Origin of the sequence: Streptomyces sp. CB02400 (genome assembly GCF_001905725.1) — a bacterium.
GTDB lineage: Bacteria > Actinomycetota > Actinomycetes > Streptomycetales > Streptomycetaceae > Streptomyces > Streptomyces atrovirens.
This window is the reverse complement of sequence record NZ_LIWB01000011.1, coordinates 50,889-77,593: the sequence shown is the minus strand read 5'-3', so window position 1 is coordinate 77,593 and position 26,705 is coordinate 50,889. Positions and strand designations below refer to the sequence as shown.

25 protein-coding genes and 2 pseudogenes are annotated in these 26,705 nt (G+C 71.2%); 6 read left to right on the top strand and 21 right to left on the bottom strand.

Features of this window, described 5'->3' with window-relative positions:
- Nucleotides 1-403: 403 nt before the first annotated feature.
- A complete protein-coding gene (locus tag AMK33_RS24865) occupies nucleotides 404-1,867 on the bottom strand; it encodes an aminotransferase class I/II-fold pyridoxal phosphate-dependent enzyme (RefSeq protein WP_073935169.1) in 1,464 nt (487 codons plus the stop codon).
- A gap of 194 nt (nucleotides 1,868-2,061) precedes the next feature.
- On the opposite strand from AMK33_RS24865, the gene AMK33_RS24860 reads away from it, so the two are divergent.
- From AMK33_RS24860 to AMK33_RS24845, 4 genes are all read left to right on the top strand, one after another.
- Nucleotides 2,062-3,258, top strand: coding sequence for an amidohydrolase (locus AMK33_RS24860; RefSeq protein WP_073935360.1), 1,197 nt, complete (start codon nucleotides 2,062-2,064; stop codon nucleotides 3,256-3,258).
- A 3-nt stretch (nucleotides 3,259-3,261) separates the two neighbouring features.
- Entirely contained in the window at nucleotides 3,262-3,552 is a 291-nt protein-coding gene (locus AMK33_RS24855; protein ID WP_073935168.1) for an SDR family oxidoreductase, read from the top strand.
- 469 nt (nucleotides 3,553-4,021) lie between these two features.
- Complete coding sequence (locus tag AMK33_RS24850) at nucleotides 4,022-4,438, top strand: CBS domain-containing protein (protein ID WP_073935167.1); 417 nt, start codon at nucleotides 4,022-4,024, stop codon at nucleotides 4,436-4,438.
- A 125-nt stretch (nucleotides 4,439-4,563) separates the two neighbouring features.
- A complete protein-coding gene (locus tag AMK33_RS24845; RefSeq protein WP_268817383.1) occupies nucleotides 4,564-4,779 on the top strand; it encodes a DUF5133 domain-containing protein in 216 nt (71 codons plus the stop codon).
- Between the two features lie 50 nt (nucleotides 4,780-4,829).
- Here AMK33_RS24845 and AMK33_RS24840 read toward each other — a convergent pair whose 3' ends face one another.
- The 4 genes from AMK33_RS24840 to AMK33_RS24825 form a co-directional block, all read right to left on the bottom strand.
- Complete coding sequence (locus AMK33_RS24840) at nucleotides 4,830-5,114, bottom strand: SpoIIE family protein phosphatase (RefSeq protein ID WP_073935165.1); 285 nt, start codon at nucleotides 5,112-5,114, stop codon at nucleotides 4,830-4,832.
- 257 nt (nucleotides 5,115-5,371) lie between these two features.
- A complete protein-coding gene (locus AMK33_RS24835; RefSeq protein WP_073935164.1) occupies nucleotides 5,372-5,698 on the bottom strand; it encodes a plasmid stabilization protein in 327 nt (108 codons plus the stop codon).
- A 53-nt stretch (nucleotides 5,699-5,751) separates the two neighbouring features.
- Nucleotides 5,752-5,940 carry a hypothetical protein gene (locus AMK33_RS24830; protein ID WP_073935163.1) on the bottom strand — a complete coding sequence of 63 codons (189 nt, stop codon included), beginning with the start codon at nucleotides 5,938-5,940 and terminating at the stop codon, nucleotides 5,752-5,754.
- Nucleotides 5,941-6,025: 85 nt separating this feature from the next.
- Nucleotides 6,026-8,158, bottom strand: a complete 2,133-nt coding sequence (locus AMK33_RS24825; protein ID WP_073935162.1) for a SpoIIE family protein phosphatase — start codon at nucleotides 8,156-8,158, stop codon at nucleotides 6,026-6,028.
- A gap of 116 nt (nucleotides 8,159-8,274) precedes the next feature.
- On the opposite strand from AMK33_RS24825, the pseudogene AMK33_RS43980 reads away from it, so the two are divergent.
- Nucleotides 8,275-8,358: pseudogene (locus tag AMK33_RS43980) on the top strand (flavodoxin family protein); the annotation flags it as partial.
- Between the two features lie 187 nt (nucleotides 8,359-8,545).
- Here the strand turns inward: AMK33_RS43980 and AMK33_RS24820 are convergent.
- The 16 genes and pseudogenes from AMK33_RS24820 to AMK33_RS24745 all read right to left on the bottom strand — a co-directional run bounded on the left by AMK33_RS24820 (nucleotide 8,546) and on the right by AMK33_RS24745 (nucleotide 24,260).
- Nucleotides 8,546-9,775, bottom strand: coding sequence for a cytochrome P450 (locus AMK33_RS24820; protein WP_073935359.1), 1,230 nt, complete (start codon nucleotides 9,773-9,775; stop codon nucleotides 8,546-8,548).
- 70 nt (nucleotides 9,776-9,845) lie between these two features.
- Nucleotides 9,846-10,500: pseudogene (locus tag AMK33_RS24815) on the bottom strand (SDR family NAD(P)-dependent oxidoreductase); the annotation flags it as partial.
- Nucleotides 10,499-10,852 (bottom strand): STAS domain-containing protein, encoded by a 354-nt coding sequence (locus tag AMK33_RS24810; protein ID WP_327379778.1) that lies wholly within the window; start codon nucleotides 10,850-10,852, stop codon nucleotides 10,499-10,501. The pseudogene AMK33_RS24815 and the gene AMK33_RS24810, both read right to left, overlap by 2 nt.
- Nucleotides 10,853-11,424: 572 nt before the next feature.
- Nucleotides 11,425-11,835: a four-helix bundle copper-binding protein gene (locus AMK33_RS24805; protein WP_073935160.1), complete on the bottom strand. Its 411-nt coding sequence runs from the start codon at nucleotides 11,833-11,835 to the stop codon at nucleotides 11,425-11,427.
- A 379-nt stretch (nucleotides 11,836-12,214) separates the two neighbouring features.
- Nucleotides 12,215-13,222, bottom strand: coding sequence for an SDR family oxidoreductase (locus AMK33_RS24800; protein WP_073935159.1), 1,008 nt, complete (start codon nucleotides 13,220-13,222; stop codon nucleotides 12,215-12,217).
- A 105-nt stretch (nucleotides 13,223-13,327) separates the two neighbouring features.
- The gene (locus AMK33_RS24795; RefSeq protein WP_073935158.1) at nucleotides 13,328-13,507 is read right to left on the bottom strand and encodes a hypothetical protein; all 180 of its coding nucleotides are present in this window, start codon (nucleotides 13,505-13,507) and stop codon (nucleotides 13,328-13,330) included.
- Between the two features lie 195 nt (nucleotides 13,508-13,702).
- Complete coding sequence (gene mnhG, locus AMK33_RS24790; protein ID WP_073935157.1) at nucleotides 13,703-14,095, bottom strand: monovalent cation/H(+) antiporter subunit G; 393 nt, start codon at nucleotides 14,093-14,095, stop codon at nucleotides 13,703-13,705.
- Complete coding sequence (locus AMK33_RS24785) at nucleotides 14,092-14,358, bottom strand: monovalent cation/H+ antiporter complex subunit F (RefSeq protein ID WP_073935156.1); 267 nt, start codon at nucleotides 14,356-14,358, stop codon at nucleotides 14,092-14,094. Before AMK33_RS24785 ends, mnhG begins: the two co-directional genes overlap by 4 nt.
- Nucleotides 14,355-14,960, bottom strand: coding sequence for a Na+/H+ antiporter subunit E (locus tag AMK33_RS24780; RefSeq protein ID WP_235618189.1), 606 nt, complete (start codon nucleotides 14,958-14,960; stop codon nucleotides 14,355-14,357). Before AMK33_RS24780 ends, AMK33_RS24785 begins: the two co-directional genes overlap by 4 nt.
- Nucleotides 14,957-16,489: a Na+/H+ antiporter subunit D gene (locus AMK33_RS24775; protein WP_073935155.1), complete on the bottom strand. Its 1,533-nt coding sequence runs from the start codon at nucleotides 16,487-16,489 to the stop codon at nucleotides 14,957-14,959. The genes AMK33_RS24780 and AMK33_RS24775 overlap by 4 nt, the downstream gene beginning before the upstream one ends.
- Nucleotides 16,486-16,917: a Na(+)/H(+) antiporter subunit C gene (locus tag AMK33_RS24770; protein WP_235618188.1), complete on the bottom strand. Its 432-nt coding sequence runs from the start codon at nucleotides 16,915-16,917 to the stop codon at nucleotides 16,486-16,488. The genes AMK33_RS24775 and AMK33_RS24770 overlap by 4 nt, the downstream gene beginning before the upstream one ends.
- Complete coding sequence (locus tag AMK33_RS24765; protein WP_073935154.1) at nucleotides 16,914-19,763, bottom strand: Na+/H+ antiporter subunit A; 2,850 nt, start codon at nucleotides 19,761-19,763, stop codon at nucleotides 16,914-16,916. Before AMK33_RS24765 ends, AMK33_RS24770 begins: the two co-directional genes overlap by 4 nt.
- Nucleotides 19,764-20,479: 716 nt before the next feature.
- Nucleotides 20,480-20,932, bottom strand: coding sequence for a DUF4383 domain-containing protein (locus tag AMK33_RS24760; protein WP_073935153.1), 453 nt, complete (start codon nucleotides 20,930-20,932; stop codon nucleotides 20,480-20,482).
- A gap of 699 nt (nucleotides 20,933-21,631) precedes the next feature.
- Complete coding sequence (locus AMK33_RS24755; protein ID WP_073935152.1) at nucleotides 21,632-22,141, bottom strand: gluconokinase; 510 nt, start codon at nucleotides 22,139-22,141, stop codon at nucleotides 21,632-21,634.
- A gap of 27 nt (nucleotides 22,142-22,168) precedes the next feature.
- Complete coding sequence (locus AMK33_RS24750; RefSeq protein ID WP_073935151.1) at nucleotides 22,169-23,215, bottom strand: glucose 1-dehydrogenase; 1,047 nt, start codon at nucleotides 23,213-23,215, stop codon at nucleotides 22,169-22,171.
- Nucleotides 23,216-23,696: 481 nt separating this feature from the next.
- Complete coding sequence (locus tag AMK33_RS24745) at nucleotides 23,697-24,260, bottom strand: hemerythrin domain-containing protein (RefSeq protein ID WP_073935356.1); 564 nt, start codon at nucleotides 24,258-24,260, stop codon at nucleotides 23,697-23,699.
- 571 nt (nucleotides 24,261-24,831) lie between these two features.
- Here AMK33_RS24745 and AMK33_RS24740 point away from each other — a divergent pair.
- Nucleotides 24,832-26,676: a thiamine pyrophosphate-requiring protein gene (locus AMK33_RS24740; protein WP_073935150.1), complete on the top strand. Its 1,845-nt coding sequence runs from the start codon at nucleotides 24,832-24,834 to the stop codon at nucleotides 26,674-26,676.
- Nucleotides 26,677-26,705 lie beyond the last annotated feature (29 nt).

Here is a 26,705-nt window from a genome sequence, read left to right as displayed (position 1 = left end):
CCAGCTCCTCCATCGCATCCGGTACCGGCCCTCCAGCCGCGTCATCGGTACCCGACACCACCCGTGTGTAACGCCGCACCACGGGGCTCTCGACATTCCCTCCGGCTGCGACCGGAGGAGCGTCGGCCGCCGACCGGAGCCATCGCGGGGCGACCTTCCTGTCACCTGCCGGCCGAGATGTCGAGTGTCGCCATAGCGAGTCGCGGCGTCGCCTGCTCCGGTGACATGGTGTCTGCGCCTCCGCGGTACCGGGCAGTGCCACGGGCATCAGCGCATCAGCGCATCAGTCTGCCTCTGGACGCGGTGAGTTGCGGACGTCACGGTCAGTGTCATCCGCGACCAGGGAGCGGCGAACCCGGAACCTCGGACCCGGTTGTCCGAGCACGTCTTCGATCGACCGTCGTCAGTCCCGCGCCACCACACGGAGCGTCCTGACCGAAGGGTCGGCCGCGTCCGGGATCAGGACCCCGTGCTCGACGCCGCTGCGCAGGTAGTCCAGCACCTCGTCGGTGATGACTTCACCGGGAGCGACGACAGGCACTCCCGGCGGGTACGGGCTGATCATCTCCGCGGCGATCCGTCCCGCCGCGCGCTCGGCGGGCACGTGCTCCACCGGGGCGAAGAACGCCTCCCGCGGCAGCATCGCCTGCTCCAGTTCCAGGGCCGAAGGGCCGGGCAGGCGCACCGGCGGCTGCTTCTCGATGGAGTCGGCGCCCTCGACGAGCGCGCGCAGGGCGTCCAGCAGGACCTTCTCGGTCTCGTCGTCGTCGGCGTGCGTGATGGACGCGCTGATCCGGCAGGTGTCGGAGCCACCGACGTCCACATGCCGGTTCGCCCGCAGCCACTCGGCCGCCTGCATGCCGCTGATGCCCAGTTCCCGTACGTCGATCACCATCTTCAGCGGGTCGAACGCGGCGGCGAACCCTTCCTCGACGACCTCCCCGCCCATGGGCCGCAGGCCGGGCAGATCACCGACGGCCGACCGGATGCGCTCCGCACGGTGCAGCGCGGCCTCCAGGAGATCGTGTCCGTGTTCGACCATCTGACGGCGCCAGCCGTCGAGGGTCGCGTAGACCAGGGACGAGGCGCTGGTGGTGCCCAGCAGGTCCTCCCGCTGTTTGAGGGCCTCCGGCGACACCCGGTCGTACTGGAGGTGGAAGACGGAGCTCTGCTCGACGGCCCCGCCCATCTTGTGGACGCTGGTGACCACCAGGTCGGCCTCGGCGTCCATGCCCCAGGCCGGCAGCCCGGGATGGAACGGAAGGTGGGCCCCCCACGCCTCGTCGACGATCAGCGGAACGTCGAACTCGTGGCAGACCCGGGCCACGCCCGCCACGTCCGCACAGGTGCCCCAGTCGGTGGGAGTGATCAGCAGCATGCCCTTGGCGTCCGGGTGCTCCTCAAGGCGGCGCCGGACGTCCTCGGGCTCCGGCGGGTGCGCCAGGTGCCGTTCGGCGTCGAACTTCGGGTGCACCCAGATCGGCTCCACACCGTTGACGACGACGGCCGCGATCACCGACTTGTGCGCGTTGCGGGACAGCAGCAGCTTCTCGCCGGGACCGGCCACGGCCAGCATGGCGGTCTTGACCGACAGCGAGCTGCCACAGGTGGAGAAGAACGCCTGCTCGGCCCCTACCGCGTCGGCCATCAGTTCCTGGGCCTGACCGAGCACGCCCTGGGACTGACGGCGGTCGTCCAGTCCATTGAGGGACAGTACGTCCGACCGGAACACGTCGAGCCCGACGATGTCCGCCACCCGCGGGTCCACGCCTCGGCCCTGCTTGTGCCCCGGCGGGCCGAAGACCACGTCCCCGCGCCGCCGGAACTCCTCGAACGCCTCCAGCACGGGTACCCGCGAGTGATCCATCGTTCCTCCCGGCGGTCGTCCTCCACCCGGCCGCTTTCGGCACGGCGACGTCGCTCCGCGTCGTCCGGGAGCGCACCGAACGTGTTGCACCTGCGCCCCGGTTGAAACCCGGAGGTGTCGCGACGCCCGGTCGATGGAACCCGGTGGGGCACGAAGCGAAGACCGATGACCGCACCTCGATCCGAGGAGACCAGGTGGCCCCCACGCCTTCCGGCGACGACGTGAACGACGACGTCCACGACAGGCTGCGCGTGCAGGTCGCGAAACGGGCGGATCAGTTGTGGGAGGTCGCCCGCGAGTTGCACGCCCATCCCGAGCACGCCTTCTCCGAGCACCGGGCCGCGGCGCTGCTGACGGGCACGCTGGAGCGGGCCGGTTTCGAGGTCGAGCGCGGGACTGCCGGGATGCCCACCGCGTTCACCGCCCGCTCGGGCCACGGCCGCCCCGCCGTGGCACTGCTGCTGGAGTACGACGCCCTGCCGGGGCTCGGCCACGCCTGCGGGCACAACCTCATCGCAGCCGCCGGCCTGGGAGCGGCGCTCGCGCTGGACACGGTGCTGGACGCCTCGGCCGGACGCGTCACGGCGGTCGGGACGCCGGCCGAGGAGGGCGGGGGCGGAAAGGTCCTGGAGGTGGAGGCCGGCGTGTTCGACGACATCGACGCCGCGCTGATGTTCCACCCGGGCGTGTACGACTGGACGCGGGCGCCGCTGACCGCGCAGGTGCAGTACCGGGTGGCCTTCCACGGCCGCGCCGCACACCCCACCGGCAACCCCACCGAGGGCGTCGACGCCCTCCTGGCGCTGGTCGAGCTGTTCAACGTCCTGACCGTCCTGGGCAGGCGTCTGCCGGTGGCCTCCCACATCCAGGGAATCGTCACCGACGGGGGCAGGGCCACCAACATCGTCCCGGAGTACGCGGAAGGGCTGTTCGGCCTGCGCGCGGCGACGACCGAGGCGTTGGAGGACCTGACCGGGCGGTTGCGCGCCGCCGCCGAGGGTGTCGCCCACGCCACGGGCACCCGGGTCGAGGTGGAACGGGCCACGCTCCGCTACGAGCACTTCCGTGACAGCGGCCCGCTGTCCGAGACGTTCGCCGGACACCTGTCCGGGGCGGGGATCGGGCTGACGCCGCCCTCACCGGGCGTCTACCTGGGATCGTCGGACATCGGCAACGTCAGTACACGCGTGCCCGCCATCCACCCCTTCGTCGCCATCATGGACGACGGGTCCGACCACACCCCCGAGTTCGCCGCGGCAGCCGCCTCCCCGCGGGCCCGCGACGTGCTCGTCGCCGTCGCCGGCGCGCTGGCCTGCACGGCCGCGGACCTGCTCCTCGACGCGGACTTGCGCGAGGAGGCGTGGAGACTGCACCGGGAGGCGGGACGCTGAGCCATGTCCGCCACAGCCGTCCTCACCAAGTCCATCGCCCCGCATCCCGCCGAACGAGGCATCCGCGCTGGCCCTGTTTCCCCTGGCCCCACCAGGACCGTGCTCGATCTGACAGGCCGACGCTTTACGGGCGACTACCTCACGAAGCTGGGCAGTTCGGCCCCGACGGGCCGGGGCTCCCAGTCCGAAGAGGCAGGCCCCGCGTACGTCCACCTGGTCTCAGACACGGACTCCAGCTTTCCGGTCAGCGAGGTGACAGTCGTCGCCGGTGGCCTGACCGGCACCCGGCGGTGAACGGGCCATGAGAGTCGTAGCCACCCGCCGGAGAACGGAAGACGGCGCACACGGGAAACGACGGTGACGATGTCACCGGTGCGCACTCACAGCGCCCGCCTCTGTCCACCGCGGAGGATCGGCCGTCCCCCGCTCCCCGGTGTCTCACTTGCACCCCTTCCGTACCGGTCCCCACATATCCCGGCTCCGGGCGCGTGCACCCGATGGTCATGCAGATGCCGACCGCGTCCTTGATCGACCGTTCCGTGCCGGCTCTCGTCCAGAGCCACACCTGGTTGCCAGGTTTGCTGCGCGAACGTCCCGACGGCATGGGCCCGCACCCGCGCGCTGGGCAGGCCGCGCACGCAGTCAGCGGAGAAAGGAGGAATGGCCCGTTACCAGCCGTAGCGCTCGGGAACACATGTCGCGCCCGTCCAATCGCCGCCCTCGGCCCGCGTGCGGGAGGCGGCACACCGAAGAAGGGGAGTCCATGACCAAGGCGCGAGACATCATGACCGGCGGAGCCGAGTGCATCGGTGCCGAGGAGACGGTGCTGGACGCGGCCCGCAAGATGAAGGACCTCGGGGTCGGCGCCCTGCCGATCTGCGGCACCGACAACAAGCTGAAGGGCGTCCTGACCGACCGGGACATCGTGGTGAAGGTCCTGGGTGCCGGAAAGGACCCGGCCACCTGTCAGGCCGGGGAACTGGCCCAGGGTGAGGCCGTCACCATCGGTGCCGACGACGACGTGCAGGAGATCCTGCGCACCATGTCCGCTCACAAGGTGCGCCGCCTGCCGGTGATCGACGGGCACGACCTGGTCGGCATGGTCGCCCAGGCCGATGTGGCCCGCTCCCTGCCCGACCCCCAGGTCGGTGATCTGCTGCAGGCGCTCTCCACCGACTGACGCCGTCCCCGTCCCGAGCCCCGGCCCGCTGCCCCACGTCATGTGGGGCAGCGGGCCGGGGCTCGGGGCACCCAGGTCCGTATGCGACCCAAGCGAGCGGTGGCGACCAGGGGAAACCCCCGACGTTGCTGACATACCCTGCCGTGTCGATGGACCTGGTCGAGCAGTACGAGGCGCTGCACGCAGAGAGCGGCGGCGAGGAATACCGGCGACGCCTGGACGGCGTCAGCTCCACCCTGTGCGTGTTCACCGGCACGCGTGGCATCGACTCCGCCCTCATGGCGGCACGTCACCAGACACCTGTGGCCCACCGCGCGGACAACTCACTCCTCACGAGCTGAGAGCCTGGTCCGCCGCAATCCCACGATGGGCTGATCCTGTTCTGGCGGCATCACGGCAGCATGATCGAGGAGGGCGGATCACCCCCGCCCTCGATGCGCTCGCCCTTCAAGGCAGAAGGATCCTGTCGAGTTTCGGGAAGCGGGACCTCGTCCGCGTGGTGGCGGACGAGGAAGTCGACGAAGCGGTCGGGGCCGGACATCCGTCCTGTGGCGTCGCGGGCTTCGTTGATGCCGTCGGTGTGGAACAGCAGCCGGTCACCGGGTTCCAGCTGCTCCCCCGGCAGACGGCGGAAGTCAGACCGGGATCGGTTCGGAGAGGATGCGTGGGCGGGCACTTCAGGGTGATGAGCAGCGGCCGCCCCGAATACGGAGCAGGTCCGTACCCGGTTCGCGGAGGCGTACCGGGTCAGGCACCTTGAAGCCCAGGAAGCGGCATGGCGCCACGCCACCCGACTGACCGAGTACGTGGGCGCGGTACGCGCACAGTCAAGGCCATGCCACCGGGGCACACCACAGAAGCCGAAGCGAGGATCAGCTGGGCAGCAGCCACCTGGCCCCGTCCGTCTTCCAGCCGACCGTGCGAAACCTCGGGTCAGCGGCCCAGGGCGTTCTCCAACTGCTCCTTACTCATCGAGGAGCGGCCCTGGATGTTGCGCTTCTTGGCCTCTTCGTACAACTGGTCCTTGGTGGGGCCCTGCGCGCCGCTGTGTGAGCGCTGCCCGCCGCGCTGGGACGCCGACTTGGGGTCACGCGTCGAGGTCTTGCCGGCGCTCTTCGACTCGCCCGACCTGGCCCGCTCCTTGTTGACCGTCCGTGCGGCGATCTCCTTGGCGCGCTTCGACGACGCGCCGCGGTCCTCGGCGCCCTCCTTGATGTGTTCGTACTGGCGCTCACGCTTGGAGCTCGATCCGGCCGGCATGGCGTATCTCCCTTCTCGGGTGGATCGGTGACTGCGACAGGTCGCCGGGAGGGTCACGGATGCTCGGTCTGCTGGTCCGGCGGCACTCCGCCGCCTTCTCCGCCGCCCTTGTCGCCCTTGTCCGTGCCGTGGGCGCTGCCGCCCTTCGCCTCCATCTCGCGGGCCTTGTTCTCGCCGCTCTGCTGGGGCGTGCCGCCGCCCTTCTGACTGCGTCGCTGTTCTGGCTGCTGTGGATTGGACATGTGTGAGCACCTGTCTCGTTTCGGAGGTTGTTCGGGACGACGGGTTCCCCTGAGGGATCACCCGAAGCATGCAGCCGTCGTGCGGTCAGCCCGCGTCGTGGTGCACCGCGTCGTGGTGAAGGACCAGGAGAGCGATGTCGTCGGCACGCTGCCCGTCCGTGCCGGCTTTGCTGAGCAGGTGGTCGATGAGCAGGTCGAGGTCCCGTTCGTCGGCATGGGCGAGATGGTGCGCGAGGCCGGCGATGGCGTCGTCGAGGTCGGTCCCCGGTTCCTCGATGAGGCCGTCGGTGTAGAAGGCGAGCGTCGAGTCCGGGGTGAGGGGGATCTCGGTCAGGGGGAAGACGGCCTCGGGGTCGATTCCCAGGAGGGGGCCGGGCGAGACGTCGGCGGGCCGGGTGTCGCCGTCGGCCAGGCGCAGTAGGGGTGGCGGGTGGCCGGCGCTGGCCAGCGTCACGCGTCGGCAGGCGAAGTCGAGGCGGGCGTAGAGGCAGCTGGTGAAGAGGTCGGGGGCGAGGTCGGCGAGGAGCCGGTTGGTTCTGGCGAGGATCTGGTCGGGGGACGTGCCGACGGTCGCGTGGGCGTAGATACCGGTGCGGACCTGGCCCATCACGGCGGCGGCGGCGACGTTGTGCCCTTGGACGTCGCCGATGACGGCCGCGGCGGCGGTGTCGCCGAGCCGGATCAGGTCGTAGAAGTCACCGCCGATGGCCATGCCCCGGGTCGCGGGGAGGTAGCGGGCGGCGACGCGCAGACCGGCGATCTCGGGAAGGGCGCGTGGCAGCACCGCCTGCTGGAGGCCGTGCGCAAGTTCGTGCTTGGTGTCGTAGAGGCGGGCGCGGTCGAGCGCCTGGGCGATGAGGCCGGCGAGCGAGGTCATGACGGCGCGTTCCTCGGCCGGGAACGCGCGGGGGTGGTCGTAGGACAGGATGCAGCAGCCGACGGGCCGGCCGGAGATGATCAGCGGAAGGAAGGCCCATGCCTGTTTTCCGCTGACCTGAGGGGCCTCGGGGTACAGCCGGCGCATCTCCTCCGGATCGGAGAAGAAAGCGGGGACACCGCTGCTGAGGGCGCGCCCGGCCGGGGTGAAGTCGGTGTCGACGGACAGACCGTCGAGGCGCTCGATGATGTGGGGGTCGTAGCCGCGGTATCCGGTGATCCGCAGCCGGCCGGCCTCCGCTGTGGACAGGACCAGGCCCCGCGCACCGAAGGCGGGCATGACCTGCTCGGCGACCAGGGCGACGACATCCTGGACTCCGACGACCTCGGTCAGTCCGGCGGCCAGGTGGGTGAGCTGGTAGAGCCTGCCCGCGCGGGCCGGAGTGGCCGGGCGCGCGGAGTGGCTCGACGCCGGTGCGGGCGGGGGCTGCGCACCGCTGGGGACGATACGGATGCTGATCCCGCTGGCGTCCGGGTAGAGGTGGAACTCCAGCCAGTGATCCGGTGGACGACAGGCGGTGAAGGAGACGGGCTCGCGGCTGAGCACCGCGGCACGGTAGCGGTCCTCGTAGGTGGGATCGTCGAGCCAGCGCAGGGACTGCCACGGCACCGTGCCCAGCAGTCGGCCGGCTTCGCAGTCCAGCAGGTCACAGGCGCCGGAGCTGACGTAGGTGACCTGGCCCTCGAGGTTCAGCGCGCAGCTCCCGCCGGGCAGGCGCTCCGCGAAGTCGGCGGCGGCCATCGCCGGGCTGTCGGACCGGTCCTCCGGGGCGAGAGGGACGACGCGGGTCCGCTCGTCGCCGGACGGGGGCCTGCCGCGCTCGGCGGCTTCCTCCAGCAACCGGGCCAGACGTCGGCAACTGGCCGTGATGTGACCACGCTCCCGTCCGGTCATGTACGGCGGACGGGTGGCCGGCCACATCAGCAGCAACGCGCCCCACCTGCGGGTGCCGGTGACCGGCGCGGCGGCCAGGACCAACGGGTAGGGAAGCACGACCGACGTGCGTGGATAGGTGCGGGCCATCTCCTCCTGACTGCCCACCCACACCAGGTGTTCCTCGCGGAACGCGACGGCCACCGGTGCGGGAGCGGCCACCGCAACTTTCGACCAGGGTGCGGCGAACTCGGCCGGGGCCCCGCACAGCACGTCCAGCCGCAAGGACTGCTCATCAGGCGTGAGCAGATACAGGGCACCGATCGACGCGCCGGTCCGGCGTGCCGTGTCCGCGAACACGGCGTCCAGCTCACCGTTGTCGGCGACTGGATCACCTGCGCTGGTCACGGAAACACCTCCAGCATGCGGGCCCTACGAGGACGCTACGCCCATGGGAGGTGGTCGGCACGCCGTCTCGTGCGGCCGGTCGCCGCCCTCCTCGGCCCACAGGAATGAGAACCGTTCTTGCCTACAACCGAGTGGCAGGCGTGGTAGTCATCCGCAACGAGGACGGCGCACACCACGTGAGCAGCGAGATCTCCGGTGCTTGGCAGGCCCCACCGACGTGACGGCTGGCCGCGCGCCCATGAGGGGCGGCGGCGCAGTTCGGCAGTAGTGGGGGATGACCGGTGAGATCGGTGATCAGTTCGTGCCGCTCGCCCGGAGTTCGGGTGCCGCCCGCGGTCCGAGAAACTGGCACGTGGCCGGCCTCAGGGTATGGCAGCCGCCCAGTGCCTACGCGAGCACCTTGATGATCATTCCGCTGCGGGGGCGGGTGGGGATGCGGTTCAAGGGGACGGTCGGGTCCTGCGGCGGAACCTCGTAGCTCAGCTGGGCCAAGCGCTGGGCGAGCGTCTCGAGGACACCCACTGCCATGGCCTCGCCGGGGCAGCGGTGTCCGGCGCGGGGATCCGCGCCGCCCTGAGGGATCAGGTCGTCCCGGCCGGGCGGGTGGTCGAGGAAGCGCTCCGGACGGAAGGCGTACGGATCCTTGAACAACCGCTCGTCGTGGTTCTGCCCGTAGACGTCCAGCAGAACCAGCCCGCCGGCCGGGACGCGGCGGCCGTGCCAGGTCAGGTCGGTGACGGCCTGCCCGCCCAGGAACGGGGCGAAGGGATAGAACCGGCGGACCTCATGGGCGAACGCCGTGGCGAACGCCGCCTCGCCCGATCGCAGCCGCTCCGAATGCTCCGGCCAACAGTGCAGGGCGTGCGCGGCGAAGGCCACGAACCAGCTCAGCGCGGTGGTGGGCCGGATGACGTTGAGGAGTTCCACCGCCGCGATCCGGGGGGACAGCTCGGCGCCGGAAGCGTCTCGGTGGCCGCAGACGCGGTCCAGTACGGAACCGGTCGGGGCGTCGACCGCCCCGGACCTGACCCGGGCCACCAGGTCCGCGAATCGCTGTTCCCGACGGGTACGGGCCCGCCTGGCCCGCCAGTGGCGTGGGCCCACCGTTGCGAAACCGTCGACCATGGCCAGCAGGTCCCGCGCGAGCGGTTCCTCCTCGTCCTCGGTAAGGGGCACGCCCGCCCAGCGGCAGACACCGCGCGTGATCACCCGGCTGACGGCGTCGAAGAGCACCACCTCCGGCCGCTCCCGCCAGCGCGGTACGGCCTCGTCCCAGGCATCGGCGATGTGCCCGGCCGAACCTGTCACCGCGTCGGTCTCCAGCAGGGGCAGGAAAAAGGACTTCCGCTGCCGGTGCGCGTCGCCGTCGAGGGTGTGGACCGCGCCGTGACCGAAGAGAGTGCTCAGGACCGGGCCGGGGAGCGCGCCGTGGCGCCGGACGTGTTCCTCGTCGTAGAAGAAGCAGACCGCGTCGGGCCCCCGCACGGCCAGGGCCGGCTTGCCGAGGACGCGCAGGGTCAGCGCCGTGTCGTTCTCGGCGCGCATCAGATCGGGCAGCCAGGCGTAGCCCTCGGTCAGCAGAGCCAGGGACTCGGGAACCAGTCGATGAGCACTCATGTCCACTGGAGTGCTCATGACGGCCCGCGCGATACCGGCGCGGTTCGGCCACCGGAAGGCCGTCCCCGCGTCACTCCCGTCGCGCGGAACCCGGTTCGTCACCGGTGCCCGGTTCCGCCATCCGCCGGTGGGCCGCCGCCTTGACCCCGTCGGGCAGGACTTTCCCGGCCAAGCCCTGCGCCTTGGCCTTCCACGATCCGGTCACGGCCTTCCTCTCGCCGTTCACGATCGCTTCGAACGCCTGCTCGGCCACCTGCGCGGGATCGCCCTTCACCGCGGTCCCGATCCGGGTGCCGTCCGCCATGTCCGTCCACTCGAAGAAGTCCGTGTCCGTCGGGCCCGGCATGAAGGAGGTGACCCGTCACCCCAGTGTCCTTCACCTCTTCCGCCAGCGCTTGGGCGAAGGACTGCACGAATGCTTTAGAGGCGTTGCAGAAGGGCTGGAACGAGCCGGGCATCGTCGAGGCGACCGACGAGGCGAACGCGAGCCGGCCCGCCCCGCGCGTCACCATGGCCCGCAGCAGCAGCTTGGCCGGCCGCACGGTCGCGGTGACGTCGAGATCGACGACCTACCGGTCATCGGCCAGGTCGGTGTCCACCAAGGCTCCACCCTGGCCCACACCCGCGTTGAGGGCCGCCGCGTCGACCGTCAGACCGTCGAGCGCGTCCAGCAGCCGAAACCGTCCCTCGCCGGTCCGCAAGTCGGCGCGCACGGCGCGGATCTCATGCCAGGGCACCGCCACCCTGCCGGGTCGGCGGTTCCGGGAGGGGCCGGCATCCGCGGGTGAGTCTCACGGCGCCGGGCAGTGTGGCTGCCACGCGCAGGTATCGGCAGACACCGGTTGCGCGGAAGACCCTGCGGGCCAGCGATCGACGCGCCACCACACACAGCACGGCTCCACGGCTATGGGCGAATCGCCGGGTACGCAGCAGGACACTGACAGCCGTGGCGGTGACCAAGGGCGTTTGCACATCGATGATCACGGTGCGGGCGGCCGACCGCGAGATCTCCCCACAGAGGTGCCCGTGGGCGACGTCCTCCGTGTTGAAATCGATGGCGTCGTCGATCTCGATCACGATCTGGTCTTCGGTGAGGCGGTGGCACGGAAACAGCAACACGGACTCCTCGGATGCATGCCTGGCTAGCGGGCTGCCTCTTCCTGACGCCGTATTCGTCGTACCCCTGCCCCTGCGGCTGACGCCGAAGATCGGAGTGGTCTTGCCCACCCGACCCCGCAGACTGGACACGGGCACGGATTGCGGATCCGACGTGCCCCTGCCCTGCCGGCCAAAATGTCTGCGGTGATGTCGGACAGCGTCCGACCCGACCCGAACGCTCCGGTGCGGAAAAGCGCCAGGGCATCCTCGAACACAGGTGCACCCCGCCGCGCCGACCCCTGGCTGAGATCACCGCGTGCGCCGACGTCCTCTCGCGCACGGACATGCAATGCCTCCTCGCGGCATAGCCGGCCCGCTGCGTGCCCCGGGGTTGTACCGAGCATTCCTTCAAGATCATCCGGCCACTTACGACCGGCTCGCGTGCGGTCCGCGCGGATGCGACCGGGCGGAACTGGGGACCCGCAGCCCTGCCGCCCTCCGAAGTCGGCCCCCGTCCGCCCGGTGCAGCGGCGGAGTGGGCGGGGAGTATGTCAGCCCAGGGAAGCGATCAGGTCGTTGCACGCCTGTTCGCAGCGGCGGCAGGCTTCGGCGCACACGCGGCAGTGGTCGTGCTGGTCGGCGTGGCGCCCGCACTCGTCGGCACAGGCTTTGCAGACGGTGGCGCATGCCTGGAGGATCACGCGGGTGATGTTGGCGTCGTAGCCGGTGTGGCGGGACAGCACCGCGGCGGTGGCGTTGCAGATGTCGGCACAGTCGGCGTTCGTGCGGATGCACTTGGTCAGTTCACTGACCATCTCCTCCGACAGGCACGCGTCCGCGCACGCGGTGCACGCCTGTGCACAGGCGATGCACTCCTCGATGCACCGGGCGAGCTTCTCCCGGTCCACTCCGCCCAGATCGGCAGGGTAGGTACCGAGCATGTCCTTGACTGCAGTAGCCATAAAAGAACCCTCCAGTGGTGTCCAGCGACGGCTGATGCCGTCCACGTAGGGGTAACACCACGCCGGACGCCGCAAACCGCCGAGTGCTCCGTCAGTACCGCTCGGTCCTGATCGCGGTCGCGGTGCGTTGAACCTGGCGCGAACGGAGGCAACGGCGGCGGCCGCAGATGAGGGGGCAGGGTTGGGCGGCGGCGAGGAGGCCGTGGAGACGATGCGCCGAAGGTTCGCGGCGATCGACCCCCTTCACGTCGCGTCCCGGAACCGGAGGCGTGCCGACGCTGCGAACAGGCGCCAACGCTCTGATCATCTCCCTGGGCCGGCGGTCTTGCGGTTGGCCGGCACCCATGCCCCGGGGTAGAGCACCGGCGATGCGTGCGGTTCAGGACCTGACGCGACGAAACAGCGCGTACCCCGTCCCGGCGAGGCCGGCCGCGGTCGCGGCGCGTCCGATGCGGTGGCGGCTCGCCCACGACTGCGGGCTGCGAGCGTGCGCCTGGTCGTCGAAGACTCCGTGCGCGCCGTAGTCCTCCGTGTCGTCGGCCGGCGCGAAGAGGTTGCCGGGTCCCTCGGGCGACGGCTGGGCGTCCGTCTGCTGCGAGTCGAAGGCGGTCCGGGCCAGATAGCGGTCCAGCAGCCCGGGGACCACGGCGTTGGCCAGCAGCGTCGCCACCGTGGAGGCGCCGACCCAGTACTCGCGCCGCCGGGGACGGTCGGCGGCGCGCAGTACGGCGCGGGCGGCGACCTCCGGCTGGTAGATCGGGGGGACCAGCCGCGCGTGCCGGGACAGGTGCGTGCGCAGCCAGGTGAACTGGGGAGTGTTGACCGCGGGCATCTGCACCATCGTGATCCGCACGCGGGACCGGTCGTGCAGCAGTTCGCAGCGCACCGACTCGGTGAAGCCCTGGATGGCGTGCTTGGCACCGCAGTAGGCGCTCTGCAACGGGATGCCGCGGTAGGCGAGCGCGGAACCGACCTGCACGATGGTGCCGCGGTCGCGGGGCAGCATGCGGGCCAGGGCTGCCCGGGTGCCGTGCACATAGCCCAGGTACGTCGATCGGGTCGTCTGGAGGAACTCCTCCGGTGCCAGGTCCATGAAGCTACCGAACGCGGAGGTGAAGGCGTTGTTCACCCAGACATCGATGGGGCCCGACTCCTCCTCCGCGCGGCGGGCCGCCGCTTCCACCTGGTCGGGGTCGGACATGTCGGTGACGACGGGCAGCGCCTGCCCACCTGCCCGTCGGACCTCGGCCGCCGCGGCTTCCAGTCCCGCCCGGCCCGGGGCGAGCAGCACCACCCGGGCACCGCGTGCGGCGAACATCCTGGCCGCCGCACGGCCTATGCCGGCGCTGGCCCCCGTCACCACGACCGTCTCCGGCTTCTGCTGCATGAGCTCTCCTCGTTGCGCTGGGCCGGTCAGGTACCGCGTTCGCGGCACCTGAGAACGAGCCGCGAGGACGGGTACGACGACGCGGACGGTTCGGCGGCGGGCTCACTACTCCCACACCGGCCGGCGGACGCCGAGCAGGCGGTCGGGAGCAGGGCCGAGGGTGGTGACGAGGAGAGCGGCGAGGGCCGTGGCCAGCGGCTCCGAGGCCGAGGTGAGGATGCCGGGACTGACGATGCGCGTGGTGGCGCCGGCCGACGGGCGAGGGGCGGCGAGCAGCTTGGGCACAGGTGGTGCGGTGCTCCACCCGGCAGACCGGTCCGCGGTCACACGGTCCGTTGGCGGAAGGCCGACTGGAAGCCGGTCGAACGGGCGAGACGAAGAGCCGCGGCCGTCGGCCACCGGGTGCCCGAAGACATCGGACAGCGTGCCGTGGCGGTCCACGCCCGTGACCCGTTCGACGCCCGTGGCGTCGCCGTGGGATCAACGTTCCGCGTCGTCGTCCCGCTGGGGCCGGTCGTGTCCGTGGAGGGAGATGCCGTCGCGTGCGAGGCGGTCCGCGAGTTCGTCGCGGAGGAGCAGGTCGCGGTCGAGGCCGTGGGTGCGGTAGGCGGTGCGGCCGATGATCTGGCTGCTGATCGGGGCGGTGAACAGTTGGAACAGGGCCACGAGCAGCAGGACCGGGGCGTGGCGCCCGGGCATCTGTGCGGCCGCTCCGACGAGGACGAGCAGCAGGCCGAGGGTCTGCGCCTTGGCGGCCGCGTGGAGACGACTGGTGGTGTCGGGGAAGCGAAGCAGGCCCAGGGCACCGAGCAGGCAGAAGGCCGCACCCGCGGGGAGCAGGACGGCGGTGACCGTGTTCAGCGCGGTGGTCATCGCATGCCCTCCCGTTTCTCGACCAGGTGGGCCGCCGTCACCGATCCGATGAAGGCCAGCAGGGCGAGGACGACGAGCACGGGGACGGCGGTGGTGTCGTCGCGTGCCACGGCGCCCACCGCGGTCGCGGCGATGGTCATGGTCACGAGGACGTCGAGTGCCATGATGCGGTCGAGGGCGAGGGGACCGCGCACGAGGCGCAGCAGTGTGAGCAGGCCCGCCGCCGCGATCACGGCCAGCGTGGCGCCGTACAGGATGGTCATGGTTCCCTTCCTCGGGAGTGATGTCGGGTGTCGTCCGGCCGGCCGGGGGCCGGCCCCGGTTTCTCGGCGCCGCGGCGGTGGCCGGCCACTCGCGCGACCCGGCGCTCCACGGCCTGTACGTCGTTCCGGCGACGTGCGATGTCGCGCTGGTCACGCACCGGCAGCGCGTGCACGTACAGGCGCTTGCGGCGCCGGTCGATCTCGATCACGACGGTGCCGGGAGTCATGGTGGTGAGCCGGGCCACGGCTGCGATCAGCAGGTCGCTGTCGACGCCCAGGGGGACTTCGACGATCGCGGAGGAGGTCCTCCTGCCGTGGCGGACGACCTGCCAGGCGACGGTGGATCCCGACTTGACCAGGTCCGTGAGCAGGTGGACCAGCAGTCGCCCGGTCTGCAGCGGTCTGGGTACGGTGCCCGGCAGCACCGCGGGCAGCGGGAAGAGCAGGACCACACCGACGGCGACGAGCAGGCCGCCGATGAGGACCACCGCGCTGGTGGATCCCCACAGCAGGATCCACAGCAGCCACAACCAGACGATCATCGGCACGTGGCGCAGTCCTCGACGGAACCGGCCCTGGCGGCGGCTCGGGCGACGGTTCACCGCCGGCTCCCCTCCAGTACGGCGGAGCGGTACTCGCGCGGGTGCAGCAGATCCTCGGCGGCCCGCTCGCCGAGGCCGGCGAGCGGGCCCGCGCACACGGCGACCGCCACTCCGGTCGTCGTCATGCCGGCCGCGGCGGCGAGCATGAGCCGCGTTCCGCTCGGACGGTCGCGCCCGGTGCCCGGGGGCTTCGCCGGACGCTCCTCCGGGCGGCCCGGTGGCCGTCCCATGAACGCCGCCATCCAGACACGGGTCATGGTGGAGAGGGTCAGCAGGCTGGTGAGCAGGGCGGTTCCGGCGAGTGCGTAGGCGGCCGGTGTGCCCTGTGCGATGCCGGCCCGCAGCAGGGCCAGCTTGGCCACGAAGCCGGAGAGCGGCGGGATGCCGGACAGGCTCAGGGCCGGGACGACGAACAGCGTGACGACCAGCGGGCCGGGCTTCGGCCGCGTCGCCATGCGGTGCAGCGCGGCGGTCCCCGTGCGGCGCACGGCCAGACCGGCGACGAGGAACAGGGCCGCCTGGACGACGATGTGGTGGACGACGTAGAGGATGGTGCCGGTCAGGCCCTGTACGTCGAACAGCGCGATCCCGAACAGCATGAAACCGATGTGGCTGACGAGGGTGAAGGACAGGAGCCGGTTGAGGTCGTCCTGGGCGAGGGCACCGAGGATTCCCACGATCATGGTGATGACCGCCGCGCAGGCCAGCAGGATCCACACACCCGTGCGGGGGAAGAGCAGCGTCTGGGTGCGGAGCAGGGCGTACACGCCGACCTTGGTCAGCAGGGCGGCGAAGACGGCGGTGATCGGCGCGGGGGCGGTGGGGTAGCTGTCCGGCAGCCAGAAGTGGAGGGGGACGATCGCCGCCTTGATGCCGAGGACGGACAGGAGCAGCAGGGCGAGCGCGGAGCGCAGGCCGTCCGGCAGTTCCGCGAGCCGCGGTCCGAGCTGCGCCAGGGTGACGGTGCCGGTCGCCGCGTACACCAGGGCGACCAGGGAGAGGAACAGCAGTGACGACGTCAGGCTGACGATCGTGTACGTCATGCCCGCGCGGGTGCGGTTCTCGTCCGCGTCCAGGGTGATCAGGACGTAGGAGGCGGCGAGCATCACCTCGAAGGCGACGAAGAGGTTGAACAGGTCACCGGTGAGGTACGCCAGGCTCACGCCGGTGACGAGTACCAGGTAGGCGGGGTGGAAGACCACGGCCGAGCTGCGGCGCTCCTCCGCCGTGCCCTGGCCGATGGCGAAGAGCAGTACGGCCAGGGCCACCAGCGCCGACACGGTCAGCAGCAGGGACGACAGCCGGTCGGCCACGAGGGTGATCCCCAGGGGAGCGGGCCAGCCGCCGACGTGCAGGGCCTGCGGTCCGTGCCGGTCGGCGAGGACCAGGAGTGCCGCGCCGCAGGCGACGACTGCCGTGAGCACAGCGATGCTGAGTCCGCGCATCACCGGGCGGGGCAGCCGGAGCAGGGACATACCGGCGCCGAAGGCCGGCAGCAGGACGGGCAGGGCCGGCAGGGCCGCCGTCATCGGCCTTCTCCCGGCGCGGTTCCGCCCTCTTCTCGGCCCGGGACGGGTCCGGCCTCGGCGCGTTCGCGGACGGTGCCGATGAGCCGGTCCTCCACGTCGTCGTGCACCTCGTCGTGGCCGGACAGGCGCCAGGACCGGTAGGCCAGAGCCATCAGGAAGGCCGTGAGGCCGAAGGTGATCACGATGGCCGTCAGCGCCATGGCCTGGGGCAGCGGATCGGCGACCCGCGCGGAGGCGTCGGTCGTCCCGTCCGGCACGGGAGGCCGGCCGGGTGTGCCCCCGGCGACCAGGAGCAGCAGGTTGGTGCCGTGGCCCAGGAGGATGAAGCCGAGGACGATCCGCATCAAGGAGCGCTGCAGCATGAGGTAGAAGCCGATGGCGAACAGCCCGCCGACCACGAGGGCCATGGTCACGTCGATCGTGTTCACCTCGGACCTCCTTGCTTCTCGTCGTCGGCCGTGGCCTCGGCCCCGTCGGCCGCGGCCCTGTCCTGACCGAGTGAGACGCCCACCGCCGACAACAGCTCGAGGACGACGCCGACGACGAGCAGGTAGACGCCGACGTCGAAGAACAGACTGGTCGTGAACTTCACCGTGCCCACCACCGGCGGATGAAGCGTCACCACCGCGCTTTCCAGGGGCGTACCGCCGAGGAGGAGCGGGAACAGTCCCACGACGGCGGCGAGCAGCAGCCCCGTGCCCGCGACCACGCCTGCGGGCACCCGTACGGCGGCTCCGAGATCGGCGCGTCCGCCCACCAGGTACCGCAGTACGAACGCCTGGCCCGCCACCAGGCCGCCGGCGAACCCGCCGCCGGGACGGTAGTGACCTGAGAACAGCAGGAACAGCGAGAACACCAGGATGGAGGGGAACAACAGCCGGGTGGCCACCTCCAGCAGGACCGACCGCTCGCCGCCCGGCCGCTCGTGCGCACCGGGCAGCCAGGTCCGCACCGGCTCGTCCCAGTGCGCCGTCGGGAACAGGCCGCCCTGTCCTCCGTCGGACGTGCTCGCCCGGCGGCGACCGTCCACCCGGACCAGGCTGACGACACCGACCGCGGCCACCAGCAGCACCGAGATCTCCCCCAGCGTGTCGAGCGCGCGGAAGTCGACCAGGATCGCGTTGACGATGTTCTTGGCGCCCGCCTCCGCCATACGGTCCGCGTATCCCGACGAGACCGCCGGGTCCGTGCGCGCGGCCGACGCCACCAGCGCGAAGCCGGTGACGAAGACACCCACGGCACCGGCCGCCACGGCCCGTACCAGGCGCACCCGGGGTCTCGTCCGGCCGGGGCTGAACCGGGCCGGCATCCGGCGCAGTACCAGGACCACCACGACCAGCGTCATCGTCTCCACGAGGAACTGCGTCAGCGCCAGATCCGGCGCGCCCCGCACCAGGAACACCCCGGCCACGCCATAGCCGACGGCTCCGGCCAGCAGGATTCCGGTCAGCCGGTGCCGGGTGCCCACCACCGCGGCGGCCGCCGTCAGCACCACCACGGCCAGGAACGGTTCCACGGGGGACCACCACGGCAGTGGGGAGCCCAGCGGCGGTGCCCCGGTCGCCAGCGCCGCGCCGGGCACCACCACCACGGTCGTCAGCAGCACCGCCAGGTAGAGCGGCAACGACCCGACCTGCGTGTGCCGGGTCACGGCCGAGGCCAGCCTGCCGACCCCCACAACCGTACGGTCGAACACGCGCTGCGCATCGGGCAGATGGGGCAGGGCAGGCAGCGAACGTCTACCCAGGTGCACCAGTCCGCCCAGCGCCAGCGTGAGTGCCGACAGGCCCAGCACGGGCGTGAAGCCGTGCCACAGGGACAGCTTGTACGGCCCGTCGGGCTCCGAGGGGTAGACGTCGGCGTAGGCGGTCGCGAGGGCCGCCGTCCCCGCGCAGCCCACGCCCAGGGCCAGGCCCGCGCCCGCCAGTACGGCCACCGGCGCGACGAAACCGGGCTCCGGACGCTCCGCCCGGTGCGCTGCCTCTCCGGGGCGCCCGCCGAAGGCCCCCTGCACGAACCGCGCGGCGTACGCCACGGTCAGCGCGGAGCCGATCACGAGCACCACCGTCAGCTGTCCGTGCCCGTCGAGCTGGGTACCGTGCAGGAACGCCTCGAAGTACGCCTCCTTGCCGAGGTACCCGACCAGGGGCGGAATCCCGGCCATCGACGCGGCGGCGAGCGCCGTGACCGCGAAGAACACGGGCATGCGGCGCCCCATGCCCGACAGTTGCCGGATGTCCCGTGTCCCCGCCCGGTGGTCCAGGATCCCGACCGACAGGAACAGCGCCGCCTTGAACGCCGCGTGGGCGAGCAGCATCACCGCCCCGGCCAGAGCGGCGGTCCGCGTCCCGGCCCCCAAGAGGGTGACGAGCAGACCCAGTTCACTGATGGTGCCGTAGGCCAGCAGCAGTTTCAGGTCGGTCGCGCGCAACGCGCGCCACGCGGCCAGCACCATCGTGGTCAGGCCCACCGCGAGCACCATCGGCCGCCACGGGGCCACCTCCGCCAGGGCGGGCGCCAGCCGGGCGACCAGGTACACCCCGGCCTTGACCATCGCGGCCGCGTGCAGATAGGCGCTCACCGGCGTGGGCGCCACCATGGCCGCGGGCAGCCAGCCGTGCAGCGGCATCTGCGCGGACTTGGCGAACGCCCCGGTCAGGACGAGCACCACGGCGGCGGACACCGCGCCGCCCCGCGGTGGGTCGGCGAGGATCGCCGAGATCCGGTACGTCCCGGCCGTCTGCCCGAGCACGACCAGACCGAGCAGCATGACCAGGCCACCGGCCGCGGTCACCAGCAGTGCCTGCCGGGCGGCCCGCCGTTCCTCTTCCTCTTCCCCGTGCCCCGCGATGAGCAGGAAGGAGGCGATCGTCGTCAGTTCCCAGAACACGTACAGGACGAAGACGTTGTCGGCCAGGACCAGGCCGGTCATCGCTCCGGCGAAGGCGAGCAGCAGCGCGGCCTGACGGGCGGCGTCCTGCTCGACGTAGTACCGGCAGTACAGCAGGACCAGGGCTCCGACGCCTGCGACGATCCACAGCATCAGCAGGGACAGCGCGTCCAGCCGCAGGCCGACCGTCAGTCCCAGCGACGGAGCCCACGCCAAGGCCTCCCGGTACTCCCCGCCGTCCAGGACGCGCGCGGCCCGCGTGCCCGCCCAGACCACCGTCGCCAGCGGCACCAGGGCCGCCACCGCCCACACCGCACGGCCGAGGCTCCGCCACCACGGGAGGGCCACCGCGACCGCCGCGTGGGCGGCCAGCAGGAACAGCACCGCACCAACTCCTCCGCGAACGCTTCGGCCCACCGATACGCACTCGGCTCGTCCTGCCCGATCCCAGGAGCCCTGTCCCGGTCGACGGCCGTGGGCACCCGACGGCGCGGCAAATCAATACTTCAGGTGTGGCAGACGGGCGTATCACCCGCTCAAAGCCGGAGACGTCGACCGGCCGGACGGACCGGAATCCGGCGGAGAGGTTCGGCGCGTGCGCCCCACGGTGGTATGGGCGACGGCCTCACTGCGGCCCTTCGTCGTCCGGCGGCGTTCGCTTGCGGTCGCCCATGAAAACGCCGACGGCCGCGGGCCGCGATGCCTCTTCCCTGCTTCAAGAGCGCCCGGCTGTACCGGAACCTCCTGCGTGGTCGGCGTTCTGAGCCATGTCCGATCTGATCGGGGCTCCGGCCCGGTGGGCCGCGGCGGGGGCACCCGCGGGCCAGGAGCAGGGCGGATGTTCCGGCGAGTGCGGCGGCGGACAGGACCGAGGTGCCGGCTCTGTCTTTCCCCGGCTGTCGGCCAAGCCGACCAGAGGCGACCGGACGCTGTGGAATCCAAGCGGCATCGCATGGTGAGCAAGTCGTCGGCAGGTACGTCGAGATCCGTACGGTGCGGTCGGCAGGTATGTCGAGATCCGTACGGTGCGGGAAGGGCGGTGGGACGGCTTCACCACCGTCCGCGGACACCCCTCGCCGTCAGGCTCGAGCCGCTGTGCTTCAGCGGGCTGTCGGCGCGGTCCGGCGGGTGAGAAGGACGCCCAGGGCGATCATGCCGACACCCAGGACGAAGTGCAGCCAGTTGTCCGCCGTGTTGACCGGCACGAAGTTCGCCGCGCTGTCGTGGTCGATGATCAGCCCGTAGATCCACAGGACCAGGTAGATCACACCGCCGCCGATGAGGAAGGTGCGGGCGGTGGAAGCCGCGCGGGCCATGGCGATTCCGGCGAGGCCGAACAGCAGGTGGACGATGTTGTGCAGGATCGACACCTGGAAAAGTCCCAGGAGCTTGGCCTCGGAGTGGTGCTCGGCGAACTCCATGGTGCCGTAGTCGGTCGTTACACCGGGAATGAAGCCGAGAAGGCCCACCAGGAGGAATACCGCTCCGACGGCGAGCGCGGCCTGCTGGACCCTGGTCCGGCCGGCCGCGGGGGTGGTGTGGTGGGTGGACATGATGGTGATGCTCCTTCCGACGGTGCGGACGGCCGGAGCCGCGCAGCGTGATCACTGGTTGCCTCTTTGCCGCCCGTTTACCCCACCTTCCATCTTTCAGCGCGCCGTTGCTTCTCGGCTTCCCGCGCCACACCTGTCTCCCGGAGCAGGGAAGCCGAGCTTCCGGCAGCGGAGAAGCGCCTGCCGCCATCGCTCCCCGCCCCTGGATCGGCAGAGAACAGTCGCGCTCGCCTGGGCCAGTCGGGTGGCGGGCGGCCAGGCTGTCGGGTGACCGCAGAGATGTCGATGCCGACGGGTGGCTCGCCCGGCACGCCAGGGGAGCCATGCATGGGCGGGCGGTTCGGGCCGGATGCCGCGTCGGACCCGACCGAGTACGACGGCGCCGGCTGTGCGCCCGCGATGTGGTGGGGAGCTTGGGGAAGCCATCTGGGAATGCTTCTGTGCCGAGGGCGTTCCGCTCGGGAGCAGACGGGAGGGCCAGTCATGGGCAGTGGTGTGCGAAGAGTTCGCGGCTGCGCCGATGCGACCCTGCCCTGTCGGATGGTCCATGCGCCGGAAGCCGCACGGGACGAAAGCGCCCTCGGGCTGCTCCGGACCGTCCGGTGACTGCTGGGGAGGTAGCGGTGGAGCAGTCCCCCGCTGGAGCCCAGAGGTCGTCGTGCCTGACGGCGGAACCGCCGACGGGCTGCGGCATGAGCGTCAGGTCGAGGTGACGGCGGCACGAGCGAGAGCCGCCGTCTCCTGCGGCGTACCGTCGATCGGGACGGCCGAGCCCGCTTCGTCGTCGCCCAGTGGTTCGAAGTCGGCGAACTGCGTACGGAGCAGCTCGGGCGGCATGAAATGGCCCTGTCGCGCGGTGATCCGTGCGGCGATCAGCTCGGGCGAGCCGTCGAGGTGGAGGAAGAAGACGCGCGGTGCGGCGGAGGCCAGCCGGTCACGGTAGTGGCGCTTGAGCGCCGAGCATGTCACCACTCCTCCGCTGTCCGCATGACCGGCCAGCCACCGTGCGATCTCGTCCAGCCAGGGACGGCGGTCCTCGTCGTCGAGCGGGTGGCCCGCTCGCATCTTCGCCACGTTGGCCGCGGGGTGGAAATCGTCCCCCTCGGCGTAAGGGACATCGAGGTGCCGTGCCAGCAGCCGGCCCACCGTGGTCTTCCCCGAACCCGACACGCCCATGACGACGACCAGGGGAACAGTGTGATGAGACATCCAGGACCTTCCTTCGTACCGTGCCGCCTACAGCTCGATGACCACCTTGACGTCGTCGGGTCGCGGTGCGAACGCCTCCTTCGCGCGCTCCAGCGGCACCCGCCGGGTGATCAGGCGCTCGAGCCATGGCGGATCGGCCTTGGCCAGGGCATCAGCGGCCTGGCGGTAGTGACGCAGGTTGGCGTTGACCGAGCCCACCACCGCGTCGTTCTGCAGCACGATCTCCCGGTTGACGGCGCCCGCGTCCACGGTCATCCTGCGGCCGGCGGGTGACACACCGGTCAGGCACACCACTCCGTAGTGTGCGGTGCCCGTCAGCGAGGCGAGGACGGGCTCGTTCGCGCCCGTGGCTTCGATGACGACGTCCGGGCGCACGGCGGAGACGACCCGCTCGGCGTCCTCCGCGTGGTAGGTGGCGCCCAATTCCCGTACCAGGGCAGGTTTGAGTCCTTCGGTCACCCGGTCGAGGACATGCACCTCCAGCCCGCGCTGTGCCCCCAGCAGGGCGGCGAGCAGTCCGATGGGCCCCGCTCCCGTCACCAGGACGCGACGCGGCTCGAACCACGAACGGCCACCGACGCGCTCGACCTGCTCCCACGCCTTCGCCACCACGGTGGTCGGTTCCATGAGCACACCGACACGCTCCAGACACGGCTCCAGCCTTACCGCGTAGTCGGCTTCCACGCACCACGCCTGTGCGCCGTAACCGTCGATCTCCTTGATACCGCGTTCGGTGTAGCGCCCGTTGCGGCACATGTCGAACTCCCCACGGGCGCAGGCCCCGCACGGCTCGGGGTCCGGCCGGCGTACCACCCCGGCGACGAGGTCACCGGCCGAGAACCCGCTGCCGGGCGGCGCCTGCCGCACCCGCCCGAGGGACTCATGCCCCAGCACCAGCCGCTCACGGCCCGGCGGGGCCCAGCCGTACTCGCCCCGGGCGATCTCCCTGTCCGTTCCGCACACCCCCACCGCCAGGCCCCGCACCAGCAGCTCGCCGGCAGCCGGGGCGGGGTCGGGCACCTCCCGCACCTCCAGGGAATCCTTCTCGCCGGGCCGCACGGTCAGTGCACGCATCGCCCACCTCGCCCCTCACACCACGCGGCGCCTCATGCCGTGCGCGCCGCTGCCTGCCGTCCGCCTCGGCTTCACGGGTGTCCCGTTCGGACCTTTTCAGCACCAGCCACGCGGCCGCATCCTTCCTGAACTCCTCCGGATACGGAGACTCGCCTCCCACCCGGGCGCCCTCCCCGCTACCGGGATCCACGTCAGGGTGCCCGCTCCGAACACAGCGCATCATGCTCAACGGTCCACCAGTGGCTGTGGATTCGGCCGACGCGGAGCTGAATCCGTTCGCCGGGAGGGGCAGCGGCTCGGCGACTCCGACGAGACCGTACGCGCCGGGCGAGCACGGAGGGGCCGCAGGCCAAGGGCATCCCACCCGCGCAAGCCGATGCGCAGGCGCCCTGTGCGCTGCTCCGGCCAGGAGCTGAGCACGTTCCCGGCATGCCGCATTCCCCTCGTGCGACAGGTACGGCGGACACGGTCCGGTGAGCCTTCAGTCCTGTCGGCCGCGGCCGGTGAGCGCGTCGCGCAGCCGGTCGACCATGCCGGTGCCCGGGGCGAGGAGTTTGTTGGCGGGCGGGGTGTCGGGCGCGGCGGGGTGCGGGCGGGTGGGCGCGGTCTCCTTGGCCATCCGCACCTTCTCGCCCAACTCCCGCAGGGCGTCGGCGGAACAGGCGTCGGCCAGCAGGGGGAACAGCCGGTTCTCCTCGTCGGCGACGTGTTCGGTGACGGACGTCCTCAGCTGCGTGATCAAGGTGTCGAACCGGCCGTCACCGGGCTCACAGCCTTCGAGTTCCTTGAGCATGCGCTCGACTTCGCTGTGGTCGGCGATCTCCTTGTCGGCCAGATCGTCGCCCCCGTCGACGTAACGGCGCACCGTCGGGTACAGATGTTCCTCTTCCGCCACCGAGTGTCGCACCAGCTCCCTCGTCAATTCGTCCGCCAGTTCGCGCCGCCGCTGCTCACCTGTGGGCAGCGCCTCGATCTGTTCGAAGAGTGAGTCCACCTCGCGGTGGTCCGTGGTCAGTTCCTGAATGACGTTTCCGCCATGTCCCATGGTCGGCCTCTCCATCTCGGTCCCCGGCGCGGCGTGGATTCCTGGCTTCGTCGCCTTATGGCGAAGCCGTCCGCGTCTCGTGCGACGTCCGGCCACTGCGGCGTCACCGCCCTCCGCACACCGCCACCGAGCGGAACAGGCGGGAAGGCGCTTCCTCGGCGCCCGGCAAGGGATGAGTGCCACGCGACACGCCGGTGACGCCGCACAACCCGCCATTTCACTCCGGCGGCCGATGTCAAAGCCACGGTCCATGGCCGGAGCCGGAGGTCTGCGTGGTCGCGACCACTCGGGTCCGTAACGGCGCGTGGTCCGTTGGAGGAAGGTGCCCAGCGCGTGGACCATGTCGGCAGAGGGGTCGAAGGCCGTGAGGCAGCTAGCGGTTTCACCGCGACGTGTCGCACCGGTCTCCCGGGCTGACGCCCGCGTCACCGGGTCGGCTTCGCGAGGTCGACGTTTCCCCCGTGTCCGCACGGTTACCCATCGAAGGACGTGCCTCACGCGCCCCTGTGCGCACCCCGGACCGGGGGCACCGGGACAGTCGTTCACTGACGGGATCGGAAACGGAGTGTCCATGGCCAGCACCAAGGTGTCCGACTACATCCTCCAGCGGCTGCGCGAGTGGGACGTAGATCATGTCTTCGCCTACGCGGGTGACGGCATCAACGGTCTGCTGGCGGCCTGGGGACGGGCGGACAACGAGCCGAAGTTCGTGCAGGCACGGCACGAGGAGATGGCGGCCTTCCAGGCCGTCGGGTACGCCAAGTTCTCCGGCAAGGTGGGTGTCTGTGCCGCCACCTCGGGTCCCGGCGCGATCCACCTGCTGAACGGGCTGTACGACGCCAAGCTGGACCACGTGCCCGTGGTGGCGCTGGTCGGGCAGACCAACCGCAGCGCCATGGGCGGCTCCTACCAGCAGGAAGTGGACCTCGCCAGCCTGTACAAGGACGTGGCCTCGGACTTCTGCGAGACGGCGACGGTGCCCGAACAGTTGCCGAACCTGATCGACCGGGCCTTCCGCACCGCGTACGCCAAGCGCACCGTCACCGCGATCATCCTCCCCGGCGACGTGCAGGAGCTGGACTACAGCCCGCCCGGCCACGCCTTCAAGATGGTGCCCTCCAGCCTCGGACTGGGCCGCTACGCACCGGTCCCGGCCGACGAGGACCTCCAGCGGGCCGCCGACGTGCTGAACGCCGGCGAGAAGGTCGCCGTGCTGATCGGACAGGGGGCCCGCGGCGCCCGTGAGGAGGTCGAGCGGCTGGCGGACGTGCTCGGCGCCGGCGTGGCCAAGGCCCTGCTCGGCAAGGACGCCCTGCCCGACGACCTGCCCTATGTCACCGGCTCCATCGGGCTGCTGGGCACCCGTCCCTCCTACGAGCTGATGCGGGACTGCGACACCCTGCTGATGATCGGCTCCAGCTTCCCGTACACGCAGTTCATGCCGGAGCTGGACCAGGCGCGGGCCGTGCAGATCGACATCGACCCGCACATGATCGGCCTGCGCTACCCGAACGAGGTCAACCTCGTCGGCGACGCCCGCGAGACGCTGCGGCGGCTGCTGCCGCGCCTGCATCGCAAGACGGACCGGACCTGGCGGGAGCAGGTGGAGAAGAACGTCGCCCGCTGGTGGGAGGTCATGCAGCGGCGGGCCGCCGTCAGCGCCGATCCCGTCAACCCCGAGTACGTCGTCCACGCCCTGGACGGCAAGCTGCCCGACGACGCGATCCTCGCCGCCGACTCCGGGTCGGCCGCCAACTGGTACGCCCGGCACCTGCGGCTGCGCGGTCGGATGCGCGGCTCCCTGTCCGGCACCCTGGCCACCATGGGGCCCGGCGTGCCGTACGCCATCGGGGCGAAGTTCGCGCATCCCGACCGGCCTGCCATCGCCCTGGTCGGCGACGGCGCCATGCAGATGAACGGCATGATGGAGATGGTCACCGCCGCGAAGTACTACCGCGAGTGGTCCGACCCCCGGCTGATCGTCGCGGTGCTCAACAACGGCGACCTGAACCAGGTCACCTGGGAGATGCGGGCGATGTCCGGTGCCCCGCAGTTCGAGGAGTCGCAACACATCCCCGACCTGCCGTACGCGGAGTTCGCGCAGCGCATGGGCCTGGACGGGGTACGGGTGGAGAAGCCCAAGCACGTCGAGTCCGCCTGGGACCGGGCCCTCGCCGCCGACCGGCCCTTCGTCATCGACTTCCGCACCGACCCGGCCGTCCCGCCCATCCCGCCGCACGCGGAGCTGGACCAGATCGAGGCCGCGGCCACCGCGATCCTCAAGGGCGACAGCGACCGCGGCTCCATGGTGAAGCAGGGCATCAAGGCCAAGGTGCAGGAGATGCTGCCGGGCAGCCGTCACCGCGGTGACCGGCCCGGCGCCGGACCGCACGACAGCACCGAAGGGAACAAGTGACCCACCCGGCGCCACCGGCTCGGACACTC

Bases quoted from the DNA above. Each gene is read 5' to 3' on its own strand.
- AMK33_RS24755 (WP_073935152.1), bottom strand. From the start codon at position 22,141: ATGTCTCATCACACTGTTCCCCTGGTCGTCGTCATGGGCGTGTCGGGT.
- AMK33_RS24760 (WP_073935153.1), bottom strand. From the start codon at position 20,932: ATGTCCACCCACCACACCACCCCCGCGGCCGGCCGGACCAGGGTCCAG.
- AMK33_RS24805 (WP_073935160.1), bottom strand. From the start codon at position 11,835: ATGGCTACTGCAGTCAAGGACATGCTCGGTACCTACCCTGCCGATCTG.
- AMK33_RS24800 (WP_073935159.1), bottom strand. From the start codon at position 13,222: ATGCAGCAGAAGCCGGAGACGGTCGTGGTGACGGGGGCCAGCGCCGGC.
- AMK33_RS24745 (WP_073935356.1), bottom strand. From the start codon at position 24,260: ATGGGACATGGCGGAAACGTCATTCAGGAACTGACCACGGACCACCGC.
- AMK33_RS24820 (WP_073935359.1), bottom strand. From the start codon at position 9,775: ATGAGTGCTCATCGACTGGTTCCCGAGTCCCTGGCTCTGCTGACCGAG.
- AMK33_RS24865 (WP_073935169.1), bottom strand. From the start codon at position 1,867: ATGGATCACTCGCGGGTACCCGTGCTGGAGGCGTTCGAGGAGTTCCGG.
- mnhG (WP_073935157.1), bottom strand. From the start codon at position 14,095: ATGACCACCGCGCTGAACACGGTCACCGCCGTCCTGCTCCCCGCGGGT.
- AMK33_RS24830 (WP_073935163.1), bottom strand. From the start codon at position 5,940: ATGTCCAATCCACAGCAGCCAGAACAGCGACGCAGTCAGAAGGGCGGC.
- AMK33_RS24855 (WP_073935168.1), top strand. From the start codon at position 3,262: ATGTCCGCCACAGCCGTCCTCACCAAGTCCATCGCCCCGCATCCCGCC.
- AMK33_RS24785 (WP_073935156.1), bottom strand. From the start codon at position 14,358: ATGACCATCCTGTACGGCGCCACGCTGGCCGTGATCGCGGCGGCGGGC.
- AMK33_RS24750 (WP_073935151.1), bottom strand. From the start codon at position 23,215: ATGCGTGCACTGACCGTGCGGCCCGGCGAGAAGGATTCCCTGGAGGTG.
- AMK33_RS24775 (WP_073935155.1), bottom strand. From the start codon at position 16,489: ATGACGGCGGCCCTGCCGGCCCTGCCCGTCCTGCTGCCGGCCTTCGGC.
- AMK33_RS24850 (WP_073935167.1), top strand. From the start codon at position 4,022: ATGACCAAGGCGCGAGACATCATGACCGGCGGAGCCGAGTGCATCGGT.
- AMK33_RS24835 (WP_073935164.1), bottom strand. From the start codon at position 5,698: ATGCCGGCCGGATCGAGCTCCAAGCGTGAGCGCCAGTACGAACACATC.
- AMK33_RS24740 (WP_073935150.1), top strand. From the start codon at position 24,832: ATGGCCAGCACCAAGGTGTCCGACTACATCCTCCAGCGGCTGCGCGAG.